Source organism: Kitasatospora sp. NPDC058170, from assembly GCF_042883905.1.
GTDB lineage: Bacteria > Actinomycetota > Actinomycetes > Streptomycetales > Streptomycetaceae > Kitasatospora.
On sequence record NZ_JBHVUV010000016.1, the window covers coordinates 42,008 to 61,256 of the forward strand.

General features: G+C 75.3%; 19 protein-coding genes and 1 pseudogene. 7 read left to right on the forward strand and 13 right to left on the reverse strand.

Features of this window, described 5'->3' with window-relative positions; genetic code table 11:
* Window positions 1–58: 58 nt before the first annotated feature.
* Window positions 59–658 (forward strand): dihydrofolate reductase family protein, encoded by a 600-nt coding sequence (locus ACFVVX_RS19205; RefSeq protein ID WP_387946991.1) that lies wholly within the window; start codon window positions 59–61, stop codon window positions 656–658.
* Window positions 659–696: 38 nt separating this feature from the next.
* Here the strand turns inward: ACFVVX_RS19205 and ACFVVX_RS19210 are convergent, their stop codons facing one another.
* Window positions 697–1,611, reverse strand: a complete 915-nt coding sequence (locus ACFVVX_RS19210) for an NmrA family NAD(P)-binding protein (RefSeq protein WP_387946993.1) — start codon at window positions 1,609–1,611, stop codon at window positions 697–699.
* A 102-nt stretch (window positions 1,612–1,713) separates the two neighbouring features.
* On the opposite strand from ACFVVX_RS19210, the gene ACFVVX_RS19215 reads away from it, so the two are divergent.
* Together ACFVVX_RS19215 and ACFVVX_RS19220 are read left to right on the forward strand one after the other, a co-directional pair.
* Window positions 1,714–2,253 carry a MarR family winged helix-turn-helix transcriptional regulator gene (locus ACFVVX_RS19215; protein WP_387946995.1) on the forward strand — a complete coding sequence of 180 codons (540 nt, stop codon included), beginning with the start codon at window positions 1,714–1,716 and terminating at the stop codon, window positions 2,251–2,253.
* A gap of 151 nt (window positions 2,254–2,404) precedes the next feature.
* Window positions 2,405–2,659 (forward strand): annotated as a pseudogene (locus ACFVVX_RS19220) (dienelactone hydrolase family protein); the annotation flags it as partial.
* A gap of 78 nt (window positions 2,660–2,737) precedes the next feature.
* Here ACFVVX_RS19220 and ACFVVX_RS19225 read toward each other — a convergent pair.
* On the reverse strand, window positions 2,738–3,256 hold the full coding sequence (locus ACFVVX_RS19225; RefSeq protein WP_387946997.1) for a hypothetical protein: 519 nt from the start codon (window positions 3,254–3,256) through the stop codon (window positions 2,738–2,740).
* A gap of 363 nt (window positions 3,257–3,619) precedes the next feature.
* A complete protein-coding gene (locus tag ACFVVX_RS19230) occupies window positions 3,620–5,017 on the reverse strand; it encodes a LuxR C-terminal-related transcriptional regulator (RefSeq protein ID WP_387946999.1) in 1,398 nt (465 codons plus the stop codon).
* Window positions 5,018–5,168: 151 nt separating this feature from the next.
* On the opposite strand from ACFVVX_RS19230, the gene ACFVVX_RS19235 reads away from it, so the two are divergent.
* Together ACFVVX_RS19235 and ACFVVX_RS19240 are read left to right on the forward strand one after the other, a co-directional pair.
* Window positions 5,169–6,098, forward strand: coding sequence for an NADP-dependent oxidoreductase (locus ACFVVX_RS19235; protein ID WP_387947001.1), 930 nt, complete (start codon window positions 5,169–5,171; stop codon window positions 6,096–6,098).
* A gap of 88 nt (window positions 6,099–6,186) precedes the next feature.
* Complete coding sequence (locus tag ACFVVX_RS19240; RefSeq protein WP_387947003.1) at window positions 6,187–6,969, forward strand: SDR family NAD(P)-dependent oxidoreductase; 783 nt, start codon at window positions 6,187–6,189, stop codon at window positions 6,967–6,969.
* A gap of 28 nt (window positions 6,970–6,997) precedes the next feature.
* Here the strand turns inward: ACFVVX_RS19240 and ACFVVX_RS19245 are convergent, their stop codons facing one another.
* The 6 genes from ACFVVX_RS19245 to ACFVVX_RS19270 all read right to left on the reverse strand — a co-directional run bounded on the left by ACFVVX_RS19245 (window position 6,998) and on the right by ACFVVX_RS19270 (window position 13,390).
* Complete coding sequence (locus tag ACFVVX_RS19245; protein ID WP_387947005.1) at window positions 6,998–7,648, reverse strand: response regulator; 651 nt, start codon at window positions 7,646–7,648, stop codon at window positions 6,998–7,000.
* Entirely contained in the window at window positions 7,636–8,883 is a 1,248-nt protein-coding gene (locus ACFVVX_RS19250; protein ID WP_387947007.1) for a sensor histidine kinase, read from the reverse strand. The genes ACFVVX_RS19245 and ACFVVX_RS19250 overlap by 13 nt, the downstream gene beginning before the upstream one ends.
* Before the next feature lie 98 nt (window positions 8,884–8,981).
* On the reverse strand, window positions 8,982–9,692 hold the full coding sequence (locus ACFVVX_RS19255; RefSeq protein ID WP_387947009.1) for an ABC transporter ATP-binding protein: 711 nt from the start codon (window positions 9,690–9,692) through the stop codon (window positions 8,982–8,984).
* Window positions 9,693–9,806: 114 nt separating this feature from the next.
* Window positions 9,807–10,622 carry an ABC transporter ATP-binding protein gene (locus ACFVVX_RS19260; RefSeq protein ID WP_387947011.1) on the reverse strand — a complete coding sequence of 272 codons (816 nt, stop codon included), beginning with the start codon at window positions 10,620–10,622 and terminating at the stop codon, window positions 9,807–9,809.
* Window positions 10,619–12,625 carry an ABC transporter permease gene (locus ACFVVX_RS19265; protein WP_387947013.1) on the reverse strand — a complete coding sequence of 669 codons (2,007 nt, stop codon included), beginning with the start codon at window positions 12,623–12,625 and terminating at the stop codon, window positions 10,619–10,621. Before ACFVVX_RS19265 ends, ACFVVX_RS19260 begins: the two co-directional genes overlap by 4 nt.
* Window positions 12,626–12,736: 111 nt before the next feature.
* Window positions 12,737–13,390, reverse strand: coding sequence for a hypothetical protein (locus tag ACFVVX_RS19270; RefSeq protein ID WP_387947015.1), 654 nt, complete (start codon window positions 13,388–13,390; stop codon window positions 12,737–12,739).
* A gap of 178 nt (window positions 13,391–13,568) precedes the next feature.
* Here ACFVVX_RS19270 and ACFVVX_RS19275 point away from each other — a divergent pair, with 178 nt between their 5' ends.
* Together ACFVVX_RS19275 and ACFVVX_RS19280 are read left to right on the forward strand one after the other, a co-directional pair.
* The gene (locus tag ACFVVX_RS19275) at window positions 13,569–14,219 is read left to right on the forward strand and encodes a hypothetical protein (RefSeq protein WP_387947017.1); all 651 of its coding nucleotides are present in this window, start codon (window positions 13,569–13,571) and stop codon (window positions 14,217–14,219) included.
* Window positions 14,210–15,688, forward strand: a complete 1,479-nt coding sequence (locus tag ACFVVX_RS19280; RefSeq protein WP_387947019.1) for an ABC transporter substrate-binding protein — start codon at window positions 14,210–14,212, stop codon at window positions 15,686–15,688. The genes ACFVVX_RS19275 and ACFVVX_RS19280 overlap by 10 nt, the downstream gene beginning before the upstream one ends.
* 45 nt (window positions 15,689–15,733) lie before the next feature.
* On the opposite strand, the gene ACFVVX_RS19285 is transcribed toward ACFVVX_RS19280, so the two are convergent.
* From ACFVVX_RS19285 to ACFVVX_RS19300, 4 genes are all read right to left on the reverse strand, one after another.
* Complete coding sequence (locus tag ACFVVX_RS19285; RefSeq protein ID WP_387947021.1) at window positions 15,734–16,897, reverse strand: PP2C family protein-serine/threonine phosphatase; 1,164 nt, start codon at window positions 16,895–16,897, stop codon at window positions 15,734–15,736.
* 158 nt (window positions 16,898–17,055) lie between these two features.
* Entirely contained in the window at window positions 17,056–17,478 is a 423-nt protein-coding gene (locus ACFVVX_RS19290; RefSeq protein ID WP_387947023.1) for a MarR family winged helix-turn-helix transcriptional regulator, read from the reverse strand.
* Window positions 17,479–17,551: 73 nt separating this feature from the next.
* Window positions 17,552–18,721 (reverse strand): M48 family metalloprotease, encoded by a 1,170-nt coding sequence (locus ACFVVX_RS19295; RefSeq protein WP_387947025.1) that lies wholly within the window; start codon window positions 18,719–18,721, stop codon window positions 17,552–17,554.
* Between the two features lie 168 nt (window positions 18,722–18,889).
* Complete coding sequence (locus ACFVVX_RS19300) at window positions 18,890–19,210, reverse strand: dsRBD fold-containing protein (RefSeq protein ID WP_387947251.1); 321 nt, start codon at window positions 19,208–19,210, stop codon at window positions 18,890–18,892.
* Window positions 19,211–19,249 lie beyond the last annotated feature (39 nt).

Below are 19,249 nucleotides of genomic sequence, written 5' to 3' on the forward strand. Positions count from 1 at the left end.
CGAACCCGGGCCGCCCACCCCGCCACGGTCCAGCGACCGATCCTCAGAAGGACCCTACTTGCGCAAGCTCGTCCACTTCATCGCCGCCACCCTCGACGGCTTCATCGCCGGGCCGGACGGCTCCGACCCCACCGGCCCCGGTGGCTTCTGGTCCCCCTCCGGGGACTACATCCAGCACCTGATCGAGGAGTACCCCGAGACCCTGCCCGGCCCGGCCCGGGCCGCGCTCGGTGTCACGGTCGAAGGCACCCGGTTCGACACGGTGGTCGAAGGCCGCAGGAGCTACGAGGTCGGCCTCGCGGCCGGCGTGACCGACGCCTACCCCCACCTCAGGCACCTGGTCTTCTCCCGGACGCTCGCCGAGAGCCCGGACACCGGCGTCGAGCTCGTCGCCGGCGACCCGGTGGCGCGGGTGCGGGAGCTGAAGGCGGAGGAGGGCAAGGACATCTGGCTGGTCGGCGGCGGGGAGCTGGCCGGCGCGCTGTACGGCGAGATCGACCGCCTGATCGTCAAGTTCAGCCCGCTGACCGTCGGTTCCGGCATACCCCTCTTCGGGCGGGCCGCGGCCTTCGAGCCCCGCGCCTGGGAGCTCGCCGGCCACACCGTCCTCCCGGGCGGCGCGGTCTTCCTCACGTACGAGCGGGGTGCCTCCGAGTAGCAGGGGAGCCTGCGAGGGGGCCTCGGCTACGCGCTCTGCTATGCGGGGCCGAGGTCCCAGGACTGCTCGGCGGCCCAGGCCTCGACGGTGTGCCAGCCGGTCTGCGGGTACCGCGCGTGCAGGGCGTCGACGTCCACGTCCAGGCCGGTCTCCTGGAAGTAGCGGAACATCGCGGCCAGGTCCTCCGAGTAGCCGGCGACGACGGACAGCGGCACCTCCTCGAGGCGGATGTCGCGGCCGCTCGCCGCGGCGATGGCGGCGGCGATCTGCTCGGGGGTGCGCCACTGGGAGGCGATGTCGATCCGCTGCCCGGCGAACTCCTCGGGGCGGGACAGCACGAGGGCCGCGAAGGCGCCGATGTCGGCGGCGGCGATGAGCGGCAGCGGCCGGTCGGCGGGCATCGGCAGGTGGAGGACGCCCTCGCGCAGCGACTGCAGCGTCCAGTCGTTGGTGTAGTTGTCCATGAAGACGCCGGGGCCGATCACCGTCCACGGCACGTCGAGGGCGGCCAGGTGGCGCTCCAGGCGCCACTTGGTGTCGAAGTGCGGGATGCCGGTCGACCGGTCGGCGTTGGTGGCCGAGGTGAGGACGATGTGCCGCACCCCGCCGGCCGCGGCGGCCGCGTCGAGCAGGGCCTCGCCCTGGCGGACCTCGGTGTCGAGGTCGCTGCCGAACGGCGTGGACATCGCGAACAGGGCTCCGGCGCCGTCGAGGGCGGCGGCCAGTGAGGCGGGGTCGTCGAAGTCGGCCCGGACCACCTCGGCGCCGAGCGTGCGCAGGGCGGCGGCGGCCGGTCCGGCGGGGTCGCGGGTGAGGGCACGGACCGGGAGGCCGAGGCGCAGCAGTGCGCGGGCGGTGGCGCCGCCCTGGGCGCCGGTGGCGCCGGTCACGGCGACCGGGGCGGTCGGGGCCGGGGCGATCGGGTCGGGGGAAGTCGTTGATATCTGCGTCATGCAGATAAATGTAGGGCGGATTGCCTGCGCGGCGCAACTGTTTACTTCGAGACCGTATAGAATGTGGGTACACCGGAGACACGAGAGAGCGAGGCCCGGCCCATGGCGCGCGACGACCTGCTGGCGGAGCTGTGGCCCGAGTCCAGCCGCTACCTCGCCTCGTACGTCCTGTTCAACCAGGCCGTCGCCGACCACCTCGGTATGCACCCCACCGACCTGCAGTGCCTCAACCTCCTCACCCTCGAAGGCGGGCCGGTCACCACCGGGCGGATCGCCGACATGACCGGCCTGACCAGCGGCTCGGCGACCAGGCTGGTCGACCGGTTGGAGAAGGCCGGCCTGGTCACCCGGCGGCGGGACGACCGGGACCGCAGGCGCGTCCTGGTCGAGGTGGTGCCCGAGTCACTGGAGCGGTTCAACGCCGTCTGGCGGGATCTGGGCGCCGACTGGGCGGAGATGTTCCAGGAGGACGACGAGGCCGACCTCGCCGTCCTGCTGCGGCACATGCGCCGCACCGTCGAGCTGAGCCGCCGCCAGATGGCCCGGCTGGCCGAGCGCCCGGGGACGGTCGGCCGGCCGCGACCGACCGGCCCGGCGGGAGAGTCCGCAAGGTCCTCTTCGAGGCCTGCCCGCCAGGGCTGACCTTCGATCACGGGTGCGGCTCGGCTCAGCTCTTGTGGCCGGACTCCGAGGTCGGCGACGGGCTTCTCGGCGGAGCGAGGCCTGGATCGGGCGCCTTCGAGTTTCTCCTGAAGGTACGGTGCCCGCGGGTGAGCTGCTGGACGCGCTGCTGCCCGACAGCCTGCACCGCCTCACCGCCGAGGCCTACCTCGGCCACGCCGAATCCGACATGACGCCCGCGGCGCTCGGCGAGCTCGACCGGGCCCTGGATGCCGCGGGTGTCGGCTACACCTCCGAGATCTACCCCGGCACCGTCCACGGGTTCACCATGTCTGACACCGACGCCTTCAACCCCGCCGCACTGCAGCGCCATTGGGACAATCTACCCCCCCTCCTCGGGCGCACCCTGAAGCAGGCGGCCCTGTAGCGGCTGGCAGTGCCGACCGGCCGGCGGGCGACCGGTGCCCCGGCCCTGGTGGGCCGGGGCGCGGTGTGGCGCGAGGGCTCAGCTGAAGCTCACGTCGTAGGCGCCGTCGCTGCGGGGCGTGAAGTGGGCCTCGCCGGTGAGGCCCTCGTAGGCGAGGGAGCCCCCGGTGACGACGGCGTCGAACAGCTGCGCCTTGGCTCCCTCGTGGGGGACGGGCATGACGGCGGACAGTGAGATCTGGTTCTTGTCGTCGAACTTGAGAATGCTGGTGCAGATCACCTGGTCCTGCTCGTCGCCGAGCGCGTCCTTGGCGCAGACGCCGTACGCGGTGCCGATGGCGTTGCCGTCGGCACTCGCCTTGATGACGGCCCGGCTGCCGAAGGCGTTGCCGATCCCCTGCGGGACGCCGCCGAGGTCGGAGGTGCCCGTGGGGTCGATGGTGAGGTCCGGCACCTGGGCGGCCCGGGTCGCACGGTGGGAGCCGCCGGGGGCCTGGGTGTCCGCCAGAGCGGGCACGCTCAGCGCGGCGGCCGCGCCGACCACCGTCCCGGCCAGGACGAGGGCGAGTGCGCGCTTGGAGGGAACGGTGCGGCTCATGGGTCTCCTCGGGTGCTGCTCCGGGCGCGGTGCCCGAATTCGACGGAATTCGAGCACATCGGAGGAGTCGGCGAAGTCGGCCGCACAGGCGCGTTCCGGGTACCGGCCGGGCCGGCACCGGCCTTGGGGCGCAAGCGATTCGGCCGTTCGCCGGGGCCGGGAGCCGGCCCGTCCGCGAGGTCACGGCCGTCACCCGCCTGCTCGGCGAGGTTCACTCACCTGGCCTGATCGGCTGCCTGGCACACCTCCTGGCGGAACGTCCGGCAGGGGGGGCCGTCACGGACGCTCCGGGCCAACGGTCGACGTCGCTCACGTCCAGCCCGGGCGGCGTCGGGCGGGGGTGTGCGTGCCCGGCTCCGGGCGTCAGGACGCCGCGTGGAGCGTGCTGGGGGTCGGCAGCCCGGCGCGGTGGGCGAGCGCGGCCGCCTCGCCGCGTGAGGCGACGCCCAACTTGGCCAGGATGTTGGCGACATGGAACTTCACCGTGGACTCGCTGATGTGCAGGGCGAGGGCGATCTCCCGGTTGCGGCGGCCCTGGGCGAGCTGGTCGAGGACCTCCGACTCCCGGGGCTGGAGCCCGTCCAGGGGGTCGGCGGCGACCGGCGCCGGGGTGTTGAGCGGCAGGTCCACGGTGACGGTGGTGCCCCAACCCGGCACGGCGTCCACGGTCAGCCGGCCCGCGAGCGCGGCGACCCGGTCCGCCGTCCGGTGCACGGCGAGCGCCTCGGCGGCGAGCAGCCCCGGTCCGTCGTCGCGCACCACCGCGCGCAGGGTGTCCTCCACCAGCTGCCAACTCACGTGCAGCCGGGTCAGGTCGTCCTGCTCCAGCATGGCCAGGACGGCGGAGCGGACGGCCGCCCGGGCGGTGTGCGCGGTGTCGGCCGGGATCCGCGGGGCGGCGGAAGCGGCCGTGGTGGCCGCGGCGACCGCGGGCGGCAGCAGGTCGAGCCGGACGGGCCCGTGCCGCAGCAGCGGGCGCAGCTCGTCGGCGAGGCGGGCGAAGGCGGTGTCGACGGGCTCCTCGCTCAACTCCCGGTCGAGGTCGGCACCGGCGCGCAGCTCCAGCAGCGAGGAGACGGCGAGCTCGGTGGCGCTGCGGCGGGCGGTGGCGTCGTCCAGCGCGGCGGAGCGCAGGGTGGCGAGGATCGCGGACAGCGCCGAGGCGTGCGTGCCGGTCAGCTCGGCGATCGCCCGGGCCCGGGCGCCCGCCGAGGCGCGGGAGGCGGCCGCGTGCAGCGGCGCGGCGTCGCTGGCGCGGTGGTGGGAGTGGGTGGTGACCAGCTCCCACAGCTGCTGGAGGACGGTGAGCGCCGACTCGGGCAGCGGCGGCCCACCGGCCTCCCTGACCAGGACGAGCAGTGCGCCGTTGGTGCCCGCGGGCGCCGCCGACACGGCGACCGCCGGGCGGGCTGAACCGGCCAGCACCGCCTCGCCCTGCCAGGGCCGCCCCGGCCGGACCGACCCCGCCAGCCGGCCCAGCTCCAGGCTGGTGATCCGCCCGGCCAGCCCGGGGCGGCCGTAGGAGTTCGTGGGGGAGTGCGTGCAGACGCCGCTGAGCTGGGCGATCGCGGTGTGCGGGGCGAGGTCGGCGAGCACCTCGGAGAGCCGCCGCAGGATGGCGGGCCGCGGCGCCCGCAGCACCTCCACCGCGCGGGCCAGCGCGTCCTCGGGGCCGGCCCAGCCGGTCCGGGTGGGCGCGGTGCCGGGTACCGCGCCCGTCGTCGTACCGTCCGCCATGCGATCCCCCCGGTCATCCGCCATGCCTTTCACCCTAACCGGGCGGCCCGCGCACGGGCCTGGCCGTTCGGCCGGGTGGAACCGTCCGAACGGCGGGCCGGTGGGCGGCCGTGCGGAGGCCAGGCTGGAGGCGTCAAGGAACGAACTCCCCGACCAGCGAAGGACTGTGGGACTCATGACGAAGGCCATCGGCTTCACCGGGTACGGCGACGCGGACGTGCTGCGCCCGCTCGCGATCGACCTGCCCGCCCCGGGCCCCGGCCAGGTGCGGATCGCCGTCCGCACGGTGGGCGTCAACCCGGTGGACCACAAGGTGCGCAGCGGTGCGATGACCGCGCTGTTCCCGGTGCAGTTCCCCCATGTGCCGGGGTACGAGGCGGCGGGCGTGGTCGAGGCGGTCGGCGAGGGCGTCACGGACGTGCGGCCGGGAGACGAGGTGTTCGGCCGGACCGTCGCCGGCGCGTACGCCGAGCACGCGCTGCTGGACACCACCGAGCTGGTCCGCAGGCCGGCCTCGCTGAGCTGGGAGGAGGCCGCCGCGATCCCGGTGGCCGCCGAGACGGCCTGGCGGGCGCTGGACCTGCTGGGTGTGCGGAGCGGGCAGACGCTGCTGGTGCACGGCGCGGCGGGCGGGGTCGGCACGGTGCTGCTGCAGTTCGCCCGTGCGCGGGGGATCCGGGTGATCGGCACGGCGAGCGAGCCCAACCACGGCCACCTGCGCGAGCTGGGCGCGACTCCGGTGGCGTACGGTGACGGGCTCGCCGAGCGGGTGCGGGCCGCCGCGCCCGAGGGGATCGACCGGGTGCTGGACGCGGCGGGCCAGGGCGGGGTCCTCCCGCTGTCCGTCGAGCTGGCCGGGGGTGCGGAGAACGTGCTCACCATCGCCGACTGGGCGGGCTCCGCCGAGTACGGGGTGCGCTTCACCGAGGGCCAGGAGACCACCCACTACACCGGCCCGGCGCTCGCCGCCGCGCTTGAGCTGCACGAGGCGGGCACACTGCGGCTGCCGCTGCACCGGGTGTTCCCGCTGGCGGAGGCGGCACAGGCGCACCGGGTGAGCGAGCACGGGCACCTGCGCGGGAAGATCGTGCTGGTCGCCGGCTGAGCGGGCGGCGGGGGCGGGCAGGGGTGGCGGGCAGGGGGATTGGGCGACCTGCCGGGCTTTCTGACGGGTACTCGGTATCGTCGGGGCCGTGAACGCTGAAGCAGGGGCCGGGCGACTGGCCGGCAAGTCGTGTGTGGTCACGGGTGCGGCGAGCGGCATCGGCCGGGCGGTGGCCGAACGCTTCGCCCGGGAGGGCGCGCTGGTCGTCGCGACGGACATCGACGCCGAGGGCCTGCGGCGGCTGGCGGAGCAACTGCCGCAGGCCGTCAGCACGGTGGTCGGCGACGTCGCGCAACCGGACGACGCCCGCCGGATGATCCGCGCCGCCGTCGAACGCCACGGCCGCCTCGACGTGCTGGTGGCCAACGCGGGCGTGATCCCGCTGATGGAGATCACCGAGGCGGAGGCCGAGGACTGGGACCGGGTGATGGCAGTCGACGGCCGCGGGATGTTCCTCACCTGCAAGTACGCGGTGGAGGCGATGACCGGCGGTGGTTCCGGTGGCTCCGGCGGCGCGATCGTCTGCCTCTCCTCCATCTCCGGCGAGGCCGGGCAGCGGGGCCAGTCGGTGTACGGGCCCGCGAAGTTCGTCGCCTCCGGGCTGACCAAGCACCTGGCGGTGGAGTGGGCGGACCGGGGGATCCGGGTCAACGCCGTCGCCCCCGGGACGATCACCACCGAGCGGGTGAGCCGCCTGCGGGACGAGCCGGGCGGGCCCGCGTACCTGGAGGCGATCGAGAAGCTGCACCCGATGGGGCGGCTGGGCACGCCCGCCGAGGTGGCGGCCGCCGTGCTGTTCCTGGCGTCGGACGAGGCCTCGTTCATCACCGGGGTGGTGCTGCCGGTGGACGGCGGGTACCTGGCGCAGTAGGCCCTCGGCGCGGTGGTCGTTGGTTGCTTCAGGCCCGGGACGCTCCGAGGAACCGCAGCACGGCCAGGACGCGGCGGTGGTCCGCGTCGACCACGGGCAGGTCGAGCTTGGCGAAGATGTTGTTGATGTGCTTCGCCACGGCGCTCTCGCTGACCACCAGCGCCTGCGCGATGCCGGCGTTGGAGCGCCCCTCGGCCATCAGGCCGAGCACCTCCCGTTCGCGGGGGGTCAGCCGCGCGAGCGGGTCGCTGTCGCGCCGCAGCAGCAACTGGGCGACGACCTGCGGGTCCAGGGCCGTGCCCCCGTCCGCCACCCGCCGGAGCGCCGCCACGAAGTCGGCGACATCGGCGACCCGCTGCTTGAGCAGATAGCCCACACCGCTGGTGTTCGCCGACAGCAGGTCGGCCGCGTACCGCTCCTCCACGTACTGCGAAAGCAGCACCACCGGCGTCCCCGGCCAGCGCCGACGGATCTCCATCGCCGCCCGCACCCCCTCGTCGGTGAAGTCGGGCGGCATCCGGACGTCGATCAGGGCCAGGTCGGGCCGGTGCTCCGCCACCGCCGCCAACAGCCCCTCCGCGTCGTCGGCCTCCGCGGCGACCTGGAACCCGCCCATCTCCAGCACCTTGATCAGGCCGACCCGCAACAGCACCGAATCCTCGGCGATCACCGCGCGCACGGCAGCTCCGCGGTGATGGTGGTGGGCCCGCCGACCGGGCTGCTGACGTGGAAGGCCCCGTCGAGCGAGCCGACCCGCTTGGCCAGCCCGGTCAGCCCCGTGCCGGCGGCGGCGTCGGCACCGCCCAGCCCGTCGTCGGTCACGCGTACTCGCAGCACCTCGCCGACCTGGCGGACTGTCACCTCTGCACGCATCGCGCCGGCGTGCTTCGTCGCATTGGTCAGCGCCTCGGAGATCACGAAGTACGCGACCGACTCCACGTCGGGCGTCACCCGCTCCTCCAGATCGACCCGCAGCCGCACCGGCAGGGGCGTGCGGGCAGCCAGCCCGGACAACGCCGCGTCCAGACCCCGGTCTTCGAGCACGGCCGGGTGCAGCCCCCGCACCAGGTCGTTGAGTTCGTCGATCGCCTCCTTCGCCTCCAGGTGCGCCCTCGCGATCACCTCGCGGGCATCACTCTGCAGGTCCGGGCGGGTGGCAATGGCCAGACCCAGGTTGACCGCGAGAGACACCAGCCGCTGCTGGGTGCCGTCGTGCAGGTCGCGCTCGATCCGGCGGCGCTCCGCGTCGACGGCCTCGATCAAGTCGGTCCGGCTCCCGGCCAGCTGATCGACCCGCTCCTGGAGCCGCTGCGCCCGGCTGGGCCCGAGCAGGCCCGACGCCAGTCGCGCCTCGGCCCGGGCCACTGCCCGCGCGGTCCAGGGCAGGGCGCACAGGAGGAGGAGTCCAGCCGCTGTGTAGGCCGGCAGCTGGGCCAGGTAGCCGAGCCAGCCCTGGTGGATTCCGGTCGGCAGCGCCCATGCCCAGGCGTAGGCGATGGCGCCCGCCAGGCCCGCCGCCGCCACCGCGAGCACCAGCAGCTCCAGCAGCGCGAGCAGCGGACCCAGCAGGAGGTGGTAGCCGACCTTGCGCCAGGGCCGCGTCGCAGCGAGCCACCGGGCGGTCGAGGCCCACGTCCGTTGTTCCGGCGCGGTGGGGGTGAGCCGGGGGACGTCCACACCGATGAGCACCCGGTAGCGAACCCGCTGAACCGCCGTCAGCACCGGCGTCCCGAGCAGGACCAGGACGGCCGACACGGGAACCGTGAGCAGCCAGTTCCCCGTCCTGGCGGTAGTCGTCGCCGCCCAGGCCCACACGGGCACCAGCGCCAGGTGCGGCAGCACACCGGCGGCGAGAAAGCCGGTGTCCCGCTGCGCCCGGAGGACCGTGCGTCTCAGTCCAGCTGGAATCGTCATGGCATGACGCTAGGGCACGACAGGAGGACGGTGCCATGAAACCTGTACCCGATCTCATGGTGAACCTAGTACCAGCTTTGGACGCGGGCGGGTCCCGGTCACGGCGCCGAGGCAGGGCGGCCGGCGGCCAGCTCCGCGGGCTCGCCGGAGAAGCCGACCTCGCCCCGGTGCAGCACGTGGACCACGGCCGCGCCGGCCAGGCTGCGGGGGAGCGACTGCGCGGTCACCACGACCGTCCGGCCCTCGGTGTCCGCGTCCGCCAGCAGGTGGGCGTGCAGCCGGGCGGCGACGGCGGGAGCCAGGCCGCGGTCCGGTTCGTCGAGCAGGAGGAGGCGCGGTCGGGTGATCAACGCCCGTGACACCGCGACGAGTTGCTGTTGACCTCCGGAGAGCGTGCCGGCCGGGCGGGTGAGCAGGGGAGCCAGCTCCGGAAAGCGGTCGATGACCTCGGAGGGGTCGCCCCGGCGCCTGACGGTCCCGGACGCCTCGGCTGCCCCGGCGGCCAGGTCGAGGTGCTCGGCCACGGTCAGGGAGGCGAAGACCGCGCGTTCGGCCGGTACGAGGGCCACTCCGAGCCGCACCCGCTGACGCGCTCCGAGCGCCGTGACGTCCCGCCCCTGCCACGTCACCCGCCCGGCCGACAGCCGTACGACGCCGGCCAGGGCGTGCAGCACGCTGGTCCGGCCGGCGCCGTTGCGGCCGAGGAGCAGGGTGACGCGGCCGGCCGGGAAGGCCAGGTCCACGCCGTGCAGCGCCTCCAGGGGGCCGTAGCGGACGCGGGCGTCGTGGAGGGCGGCTTCGATGGGCATGGGCGTTCCGGTCGGGTCGGGGGCGGGGGTGGGCTCGGGAGTACCGGCTGCGGTCTGACAGCCTGAAGTCGGACACCTGAAGTGGGACACCTGAAGTCGGGAAGCTGGGAGCTGTCAGTTGTCACCCGCCTCCGGAGCCGCCCCGCCCCAGGCCCGGGCGACCCGCGGGTCGGCCAGCACCGAGGCCGTCGGGCCGCTCGCCACCACGTGCCCGTCGGCCATCGCGTAGACCGTGTCGGCCAGCTCGGCGACCAGGTCGACGTCGTGTTCCACCAGCAGCAGCGCCATGCCCCGGTCGGCGAGGCCGCGCAGGACGGCGGCCAGACGGCTGGTCTGCACGGTGTCCAGACCGGCCGCCGGCTCGTCCAGCAGCAGGACGCGCGGGCCGCCCGCGAGCGCCCGGGCCAGCTCCACCAGGCGCAGCACCCCGGTCGGCTGGTCGCCCGCGGGCTGCGCCGCGAGGCCCCGCAGGTCCAGGAGCGCGAGGGCGCGCGCGGTGTCCGCCTCCACCGCCCGGACGTCGCGGCCCCGGCTGCGGCCGCGCTGCTGCTCGGCGCCGATCCGGACGTTGTCCGCCACCGAGAGGGTCGGGAAGACGGCGATCTGCTGGAACGTCCGGGCCAGGCCCAGCCGCACCCGGGCGTGCGCGGCCAGCCGGGTGACGTCCCGACCGCCGAGCAGCACCCGGCCGGCGTCCGGGCGGGCGGTCCCGGCCAGGCAGTCGAACAGGGTGCTCTTGCCCGCCCCGTTCGGCCCGATCAGGGCGGTGATCCGCCCCGGCGGCGCGCTCAGGTCCACCCCGGCCACCGCGGCGATCCCGCCGTAGCGCCGGACGACGCCCCGGGCGGTCAGCCGGGCGGCTCGGGGGTCGGCGCTCGGGTCGCTGCGGGGACGGGCGCGGGGACCGGAACGGGGGTCGGCGTGGTTCACGGTCCCGCCTCGCCGGAGGGGCCCGGTCGGCGGGCGCCGATCAGGGCCCGGGCGCGGCGGCCGGCGGGGCTGAGGCGGACCGGCGGGAGCGGTCGCGGCGGCGGAGGCGAGCGGCGGGGGAGGCGGACGGCCAGGCCCGCGAGCCCGCCCGGGAGCCGGCCGATCGCCGCCGCGAGGACACCGACCGCGACCGCCGAGACCCCCGCGACGGTGCCCGCGTCCAGGCCGATCAGCAGGGCGGCGGCCAGGACCGCGCCGAGCGCGCTGTCCGCGCCGGCCACGACCACCGCCGCGAACCAGAGCAGCCCGCGCACCGGATCGAAGGCGGCCGGGTCGAACGCCCGCCCGGCCAGCCCCATCAGCCCGCCCCCGAGCGCGGCCAGCGCGGCGCCCACCACGAAGGCGAACAGCTTCAGCCCCGGTACGTCCACACCGGCCGCGACCGCGCCCGGCTCGTGGTCGCGCATCGCCGTCAGCGCCCGCCCGAGCCGCCCCCGGTGCAGTCCGCGCACCGCCACCAGGCCCGCCCCCAGCAGCACCAGCTCGGCGAGGTAGAAGGCGCGGTCGCCCGCCAGGAAGTCCGGCCGGTCGAGGCTGAGCCCGGAGGTCGCGTACGGCTGCTGGAAGACGAACCGGCTCATCGCCGTGCCGACCGCGAAGGTCACCAGCGCCAGCGCCGGCCCCCGGCGGCGGATCGCCGGCCAGCCGGTCAGCAGCCCCAGCGGGGCGGTGGCCAGGACCGCGAGCAGCAGGGCGGGCACGGCGGGCAGCGCCGCGAGGCCCGGGATCCGCCCCGACATCAGCAGCCCCGTGCCGAGCGCGCCCATCCCCGCGTACCCGGCCTGGCCGAGCGAGATCTGGCCGCCGTAGCCGGTCACCACCACGATCGAGAGCAGCACCAGGGCGAGGGCCGGGACGGCCAGCGCGCCGCGCAGGTCGTCGGCGCGGAAGCCGAGCGGCAGCAGGAGCAGGACCAGGCAGACCGCCAGGACCAGGCAGACCGCCAGGGCCGCGCGCCCGCCGGCCGGGGTCCGCCCGCCAGCCGGGATCCGACCGCCGCCCGGGATCCGCCCACCGCCCCGGTTCCGCTCGCCGCCCGGGATCCGGGGCCCCGCCAGCAGGGCGGCGACGAGCAGCGCGATCACGAACAGGTTGGCCTGCACCGCCTGGACCAGCGGCAGCAGCTGGCCCGCGGGGCGCAGCCGGGTCAGTTCGGCCTGCACGACGCCGAGGCCGAGGCCCGTCGCCACCGCCACCGGGATGCTCCGCAGCCGGGCCGCCACCGCGACCGCCATGGTCTCCATCACCAGCAGCGGCAGCCCGTACGGGTCGAGCAGCAGGTACGGCGCCAGCGCGACGCCGACCAGTCCGGCGGTGAACGAGCCGAACGCCCAGCCGGCCGCCGACACCCGGTCGGCGTCCACCCCGGCGAGCTCGGCGAGCCTGCGGTCGTCCACCACCGCGCGCAGTTGCAGGCCGAAGCGGGTGAAGCGGCCGGTCGCGGCCACCGCGAGGGAGAGCACGAGGATGGCGCCGAGCTGCGCCACGGTGTCGGGCCGCAGGGTGTGGCCGCCGGGCAGCGCGATCGGCGCGCCGCCGAACGGCGAGGGGGCGCCGGCGACCGGCGCCGTGCCCCAGAGCAGCACCACCACGCCGATGAGCAGCACGAACACCCCGAGTCCGGCCACCATCGTCTCGGCCGGACCGGCGCCGCGCCGCTGCAGCGGGCGGTACACCAGGACGTCCAGCAGGACGCCGAGCGCGGGCGCGACCAGCAGCAGGCAGAACGCCACGGCGGGCCAGACCGGCCAGTGGCGCACCACGACCAGGTCGCGCAGCAGGTAGGCGACGGCCATGGCCTGGGCGCCCTGGGCGATGTTGAGCACGCCGGTGGCGCGGTGGCAGACCACCAGGCCGATACCGCTGAGCGCGGCCGCGCTGCCGACAGTGAGTCCGGCGAGGGCGAGGTCCACGGTGAGGTCGAGGGACGACATGTCGGTCATGGGCGTGCGCCGTTCGTCGCCCCCGCTGCCGTGGCTGCCTCCGGCCCGGACGGGGCCGTGTCGCTCAGGGGTGTGTCGTTCGCGGCCGTGCCGGTCATCCGATCGGCCGCCTCAGCCGTTCGGCGGGGCGGATTCGCCCGCAGGAGTGGGGTCGCCGGGGCGCGGTGGCTCGCAGACCCCGCAGGCGGTCAGCCCCCTGGACCGGACGGCGGCGGCGCCGACCGGCTCGGCGCGGGGCTTGCCGGCGATCAGCGGACAGTCCGGGCGGTGGTAGAGCGTGCCCTCGGGCAGGGCCAGCCGAGCGGCGGCGCGCGGCGGCGGGTCGGGGCGGTCCGGGTGGCCCGGCCCGGCGGCGGCGCCCGCGTTCGGCGCGGTCCGGCCGGCCGCCTCGTCGGCCGCGCCCGCTTCGGCCGGGTCGGCCGGTTCGACCAGCAGGGCGTACAGCCGCTCGATCCGGAGGTCCGTCGGATCCCCCTGCGGCGGCGAGGACTTGGAGCGGCCGGACGTGCGCACGGCGACCATGACCGTCCCCGCCACGACCAGCGCGGCGCCGGGGATGGTGGAGGAGGCGAGGTAGGGGATCTGCTGCTCGACGAAGGCCTCGCCGGAGACCCCGTACCAGCCCAGCACGCACAGGACCGCCCCGGTCGCCGCGAGGGCCCAGCCGAGCCACTCGGGTGCCCCCCGGGCCGGTCGGACCTCCCGCCCGGGCGTCCGCTCCCTCGCGTGACGAGGTCTCGCGTCCTCGGATTGCGATTCGTCCATGGATCCGCCTTCATGGTGTCACCTGCGACGTTTCCAGGAACGGCCTGGAACAGCATCCGGGACGGATCCGGGAAAGCGCCCGGGAAGGCCCCTGGGAGGCACCCGGGAAAGCGCCGGGAAAGCACCCGGGAAGGCATCCGGGGCAGTGCTCGTGACGGCGCCCGGCGAGAGGAACACCATGCATGTGACGCAGCGGGGCACCCGTCGGGGCGGCACCGGTCGGCGCGGCACCCGTCGGGGCGGCGGCCTGGTCCTGCGGTCCGCGAGCGTACTGCTCGTGGTGCTGCTGGCGGGCTCGACGGCCGGATGCAGCAGCAGTGGCTCCGGCTCCACGACCCCGTCCTCGGCCCTGGGGTCCGCGGCGGCGTCGGTCTCCGCGGCGATCTCCAGCCTGGCCTCCGGGCTGGCGTCCGCTTCGGCCTCCGGCTCGGCGTCGGCCGGTGCCACCGGTACCGCGCCCGCCGATCCGGCGGCCGCCAGGACGGAGGTCACCACCAACTGGGAGAAGTTCTTCGACCCGGCCACCCCGATCGCCGACAAGGCCAAGCTGCTCCAGAACGGGGACGTGCTGCTCCCGGTGCTCCAGGGCTTCTCGCAGGACCCGAGGATCGGCCAGGTGCAGGCCAAGGTGACGGACGTGGCGTTCACCTCGGCGACCGAGGCCACCGTCACCTACTCGCTCTCCCTCCAGGGCACCGTGGTCGAGCCCAGTGCCAGCGGCCAGGCCGTGCTGGAGAACGGGACGTGGAAGGTGGCCCGCTCCACGCTCTGCGGCCTGCTCACCCAGGCCGGCGGTGCCGGCGGGACGCCGATCCCCGGATGCAGCTGACGGCCTCGCCGTCCGACCGGGCCGCCGGAGCGCGCCGGCGGCCCGGGCAGCCGAGCGGTCGGCTGCCCGCCGCAGCCCTCGCGCCGGTGGTCGCGCTCGTCCTGCTGCTCGTGGCGGGCTGCGGTACCCGCTTGCCCGGGTCCGCGTTCAGCGGGCGCCCGACCCAGGGCGGCGGGACCGGCCAGCCGCCCGGCTCCGGCTCCGGCTCCGGTTCGGGCTCAGGCTCGGGCCCGGGGTCCGGCTCCGGCGGCAACCCGGCCTCCGACACCGGGGTCACCGCGACCGAGATCCGGATCGGCATCGTCACCTCGCTGACCAGCCCCGTCGGCAGCGAGGTGTTCAGCGGGCCGCGCTACGGTGCGCAGGCCTTCTTCCAGGCCCTCAACGACCGGGGCGGCCTGCACGGACGCACCGTCCGCCTGGTCACCTGCGACGACGGCGGCAGCGGCATCGGCAACCAGGACTGCGTGCACCGGCTGATCGACCAGGAGCACGTCTTCGCCTTCGTCTCCGGCAGCGTCCTGGACTACGCGGGCGCGTCCTACGTGAGCGGCAAGGGCGTGCCGGACGTCGGGGGCCAGCCGATCGGCACGGCGTACGACCGCTGGCCGCACCTCTACGGCATCTACGGCAGCAGCGCGCCGCGCGACGGCCGCGCGGTCGGCTGGAACGGCACGCTCTACCAGACCACCGAGGTGTTCCGTTTCTTCAAGGAGCGGCTTGGCGCGGGCAGTGCCGCCGTGGTTGCCTACAACCAGGCCGACTCCGCCCGCTACGCCGCCCGGCTGAAGACCGGACTGGAGGCGGAGGGCTACCGGGTGCTGGTGCAGACGGTGGACTTCGCGCTGCCGAACTTCCAGGCGGTGGCGGCGGCCGTGCGCGCCGACGGTTCGCAGCTGCTGTTCGACGCCATGGACACCCGGGGCAACGCGGCCCTGTGCCGGGCGCTGGACGAGGCCGGGGCGCAGGTGGCGGCGAAGGTGACCAACGTCCAGAACTGGTCCCAGAGCGTCGGGACCGACTACCAGGCCTCACCCGCCTGCCGCAACGCGCTCTGGGCGACCGCGTCGAGCCTGAACTACGAGGACGTGGGGTACCCGGCGGTGCGGGACTTCCGGGCCGCGATGGCGCGGTACCTCCCGGACCGGGAGCCGCTGCTGTCGGCCTGGGAGCTGGAGGGCTGGGCGGGCGCCCAGTGGCTCGCCGACGCGATGGACCCGTGCGGCGCCGAGCTCACCCGGGTCTGCGTGGAGCGCTTCATGAACCGGACCGAGCCGTACGACGCGCACGGACTGATCCTGCCGGCCTCCTTCGTCCCGCAGCCCCCGCCGACCGGGCTCGCCCGGGCCTGTCTGAACGCCGCCCGCTGGCAGGACGCCGCCGAGTCGGGCAGGGGCGGCTGGGTCACCCAGGTGGCGTCGATGACGACCACCTGCTTCGACGTGCCGCAACTGCCGTACACGCCGTAGCGCCGGGGCCGGAGGGTAGCGGCGCGGAGTTGGGCGGACGGCCGGTCACGCGCCCCGCGGGCTGTCTCCCGGCAGCCGTTCCACCGCGACCATCGCCGCGTCGTCGTCCAGCCGCCCGCCGACGTGCGCGAGCAGGTCGCGGCGGAGGTGCTGCAGGAGGACGGCCGGGCGCTCGTCGTGCCAGGCGGTGGCCCGCTCGGTGAGCGGGTAGAAGCGCCGCCGGGCGTCGCGGGCCTCGATGACGCCGTCGGTGTAGATCAGCAGCCGGTCGCCGGGGAGGAACGGGTACTCCTCCACCTCGTACTCGGTCGGCCCCAGGTCGCCGAGCCCGAGCGGCGGGGCGGGGTTGCGGGCGGCCAGCGCGGTGGTGCCCCCGGCGTGCAGCAGGAGCGGGGGCGGGTGGCCGCAGTCGATCAGGCGGACCACCGAGCCGTCGTCCGGGATGTCGAGGATGACCGCGGTGATGAACGACTCGCCGGCGTCGCCGGTCGGCTCGCCCCCGTCCGGGTCGCCGTCGTGCCCCTGCATCCCCAGCTGGGCGAGGTCCCAGCAGACGCTGCCGTCCAGGTAGACGGCGAGGTCGGGCAGGGAGGCGTGCAGGTGGGCGGCCGCGCGGAAGGCGCCGAGCAGGAGGGCGGCGTCGCCGAGCGAGGCCAGGCCCTTGCCGCGGATGTCGCCGACCAGCAGCCGGGTGCCGGTGGCGGTCCGGGCCGCCGCGTACAGATCGCCGCCGACCTGGGCCTCGGCCTCGGCCGCGAGGTAGACGGAGGCCAGGTGCAGCGGCCCGATCCGGTCCGGCAGCGGGCGCAGCAGGACGCGTTGGGCCGCCTCGGAGACCGAGCGGACCTGGGCCAGCTCCTGTTCGTGCCGGTCACGCAGCACGCGCAGGCCGACGATCAGCGCCGAGACCACGATCTGGGCGGCTATCTGCGCCTCGTGGTTGGCCGTGGTCAGCCCGTCGCGCAGGCCGCCGATGACGACCAGGGCGGCGATCGAGAGGAGGGCGACGGCGGCGGTGGCCCGGGTGCCGGCGAAGGAGGCGGTGATCGCGGGGGCGACGATCAGCAGCGGGCCGAGGTGGATCTCCGGCGGCGACAGGATGTCGACCACGGTGATCACGGCGATCAGTGCGAGCGGCAGCGCCGTCAGTGCGCGGCGGTCGGGCCGCCACACCCGGCGCGGGTCTCGGGGGTGCTGCCGAAGTGGCACCTCTCCTCTGTACACCGTGCGGGCGGTGGACCGCATTCCGGCGGGAGGGCCCCGGGGCGGAAAGGGGCGGTCCCGGCCGCCCGGGCGGGTTCGGTCCGCGCCCGGTCCGAGCCGGTCCGAGCCGGTCCGAGCCGGTCCGAGCGTTCGGCCCGGGCGGCTCAGTCCTGGGCGCCGTACCGGGCGAGGTAGTCGGCGAAGCGGGCGACGTCCTCGTCCGACCAGTCGGTGAACCGCGCGGTGAAGGAGATCCGGCGCTGCTCGTTGGCCTCGCGCAGCAGGGTCAGCCCGGCCTCCGTGGCGCGCAGGATCTGGCCGCGCTGGTCCTCCGGGTCGGTCTCGCGGCGCAGCAGCCCCAGCTTCTCCAGGGCGCCCACCTGGCGGCTGACGGTGGACTTGTCGAGCATGAAGTACGAGGCGACGTCGGCGGCCCGGCAGCCCCCGCGCTCGTTGATCAGGTCGAGGATGCTGTAGGTGACCAGGGAGAGGTCCGGGTGCAGCTGCGACGCCTTGTGCCGCGCCCGCCGGGCGAAGGCGGTCAGCTCGCGCTGGATGGTTTCGATCGACGTCTCGCGACCGGGCACGGCGCACCTACCTCCTCGAATATTTGTTGCATCATACAACAAATTTCCCTGTGCCCGGCTGTCGCCCGTCCGCTCAGCGGGCCGATGCCTGCCAGGCCCGGGCGGCGGCGATTCGACGGGTCGCACTCGGGTGAGTGGCGAACAGTAGCTCAAGCACCCGGGGCGGGTCGACATCGGACACGTTGACCAGTGCCAGTCTGCGCTGCATCGCGATGAACTGCTCGGCGTCCGAGGTGAGTTCGAGTGCGTGTCGGTCCGCCCGGGCCTCGACCCGCCGGCTCACCGCGCACTGTACCGGTCCGGACAGCGCCCCCAGGAGCGCCGCGCACGCGGCCAGCAGGGGGAGCGAGCGCGGATCGGCGGCGTCCGTCGCGCCGGCGGCCGACAGCAGCGGTCCCCAGCCGGTGAGCAGGCCGAGCACGCACACCACCGCGGCCGCGCCCACCGCGCCCAGCACGGTGCCGGTCAGCACGTCCCGGTGTTTGACGTGGCCCAGCTCGTGCGCCACCACCAGCTCCACCTCGCGCGGTTCGGCCGCGGCGAGCAGCGTGTCGTACGCGACGATCCGGCGGGTCGCGCCGAGTCCGGACACGTACGCGTTGAGCGCCGTCGTGCGCCGCGAGGCGTCCGCCACCAGGACGTCCCGGACGCGTACCCGGTCGCGCTCGGCCAGCGCCAGCAGCGCCTCCCGCAGCGGGCCGTCCGGCATCGGCGTGAAGCGGTTGAACACCGGCTCGACGACGAGCGGGAAGAGGAAGGAGAGGGCCGCGGTGAGCAGCGCCGCCGCGCCCGCCGCCGGGATCCACCAGCGGTCCGGCGACCAGGCGGTCAGCGCGTACAGGCCGAACACGACCGGCAGCGCCAGGGCCAGCGTGAGCGCCAGCCCGCGCAGCGCGTCCACCGCCCAACCGCCCCAGCCCTGGGTGACCAGTCCGTACCGGGCGCGGACGGTGCGGGCGCCGGCCCCGAAGGGCAGCTGCGCGGCCTGGCCGAGGAGGACGAGGGCGGCCGCGCCGGCGAGCACCTCGGCGCTCCGGGAGCCGCCGAACCAGCCGCCGACCGCGGTGACCAGGCCTGCGCCGACCGGGGTCAGCCCGAGCAGGAGGGTGAGCGCCAGGCCGAGCGCCCGCCCGCCGAGTGCCCACGGCAGTTGCTCGCGGCGCAGGGCCCGGCCGCGGGCGCGCTCGGCGGGGGTGAAGTCGGGGGCGGTGAAGTCGGGGGCGGTGCCGGTGCTGGTTTCCATGGGTGCCTGGGGTCCCGGTGGTCGACTGACGGAATCCGAAGTCCGAAGTCCGGAATCCGAAGTCCGGAATCTGTCATCTGTCATCTGGTGTCTGCTGTCTGGCGGTCGTCGTCGAGCGGTGGCCGTCATCCGGCCTGCGTCATCCGCCGACCGCCAGGGACCAGCATGTCAGTCCTCGACGGACCCGGTGGCGCCCTGGGTGCCCGCGCGCAGGAGTTGGTGGCCCAGGTCGACCAGTGCGCGGCCGACGGCGAACTCGTCCCCGACCGCCGGCGCCGGGTCGTCGCGCGGGTTGCGGCGGGCCAGGGCATCGCTCCGCAGGACGGCCCCGTCGGCGTCCAGCACGGCGTGCACCCGGGTGGTGTCGCGTTCCTCGACCACGTGCAGGCTCAGCTGCCAGTCCTTGGTGCGGACGGTGCCCGGACCCCCGCCGTCACCGTTGCCGTTGCTGACAGCGCCGGTGCCGTCCCTGCCGTCCCTGTCGTCCATGCCGTTCACGACCCACCACCTCGAGCGCGGTTGCCACCC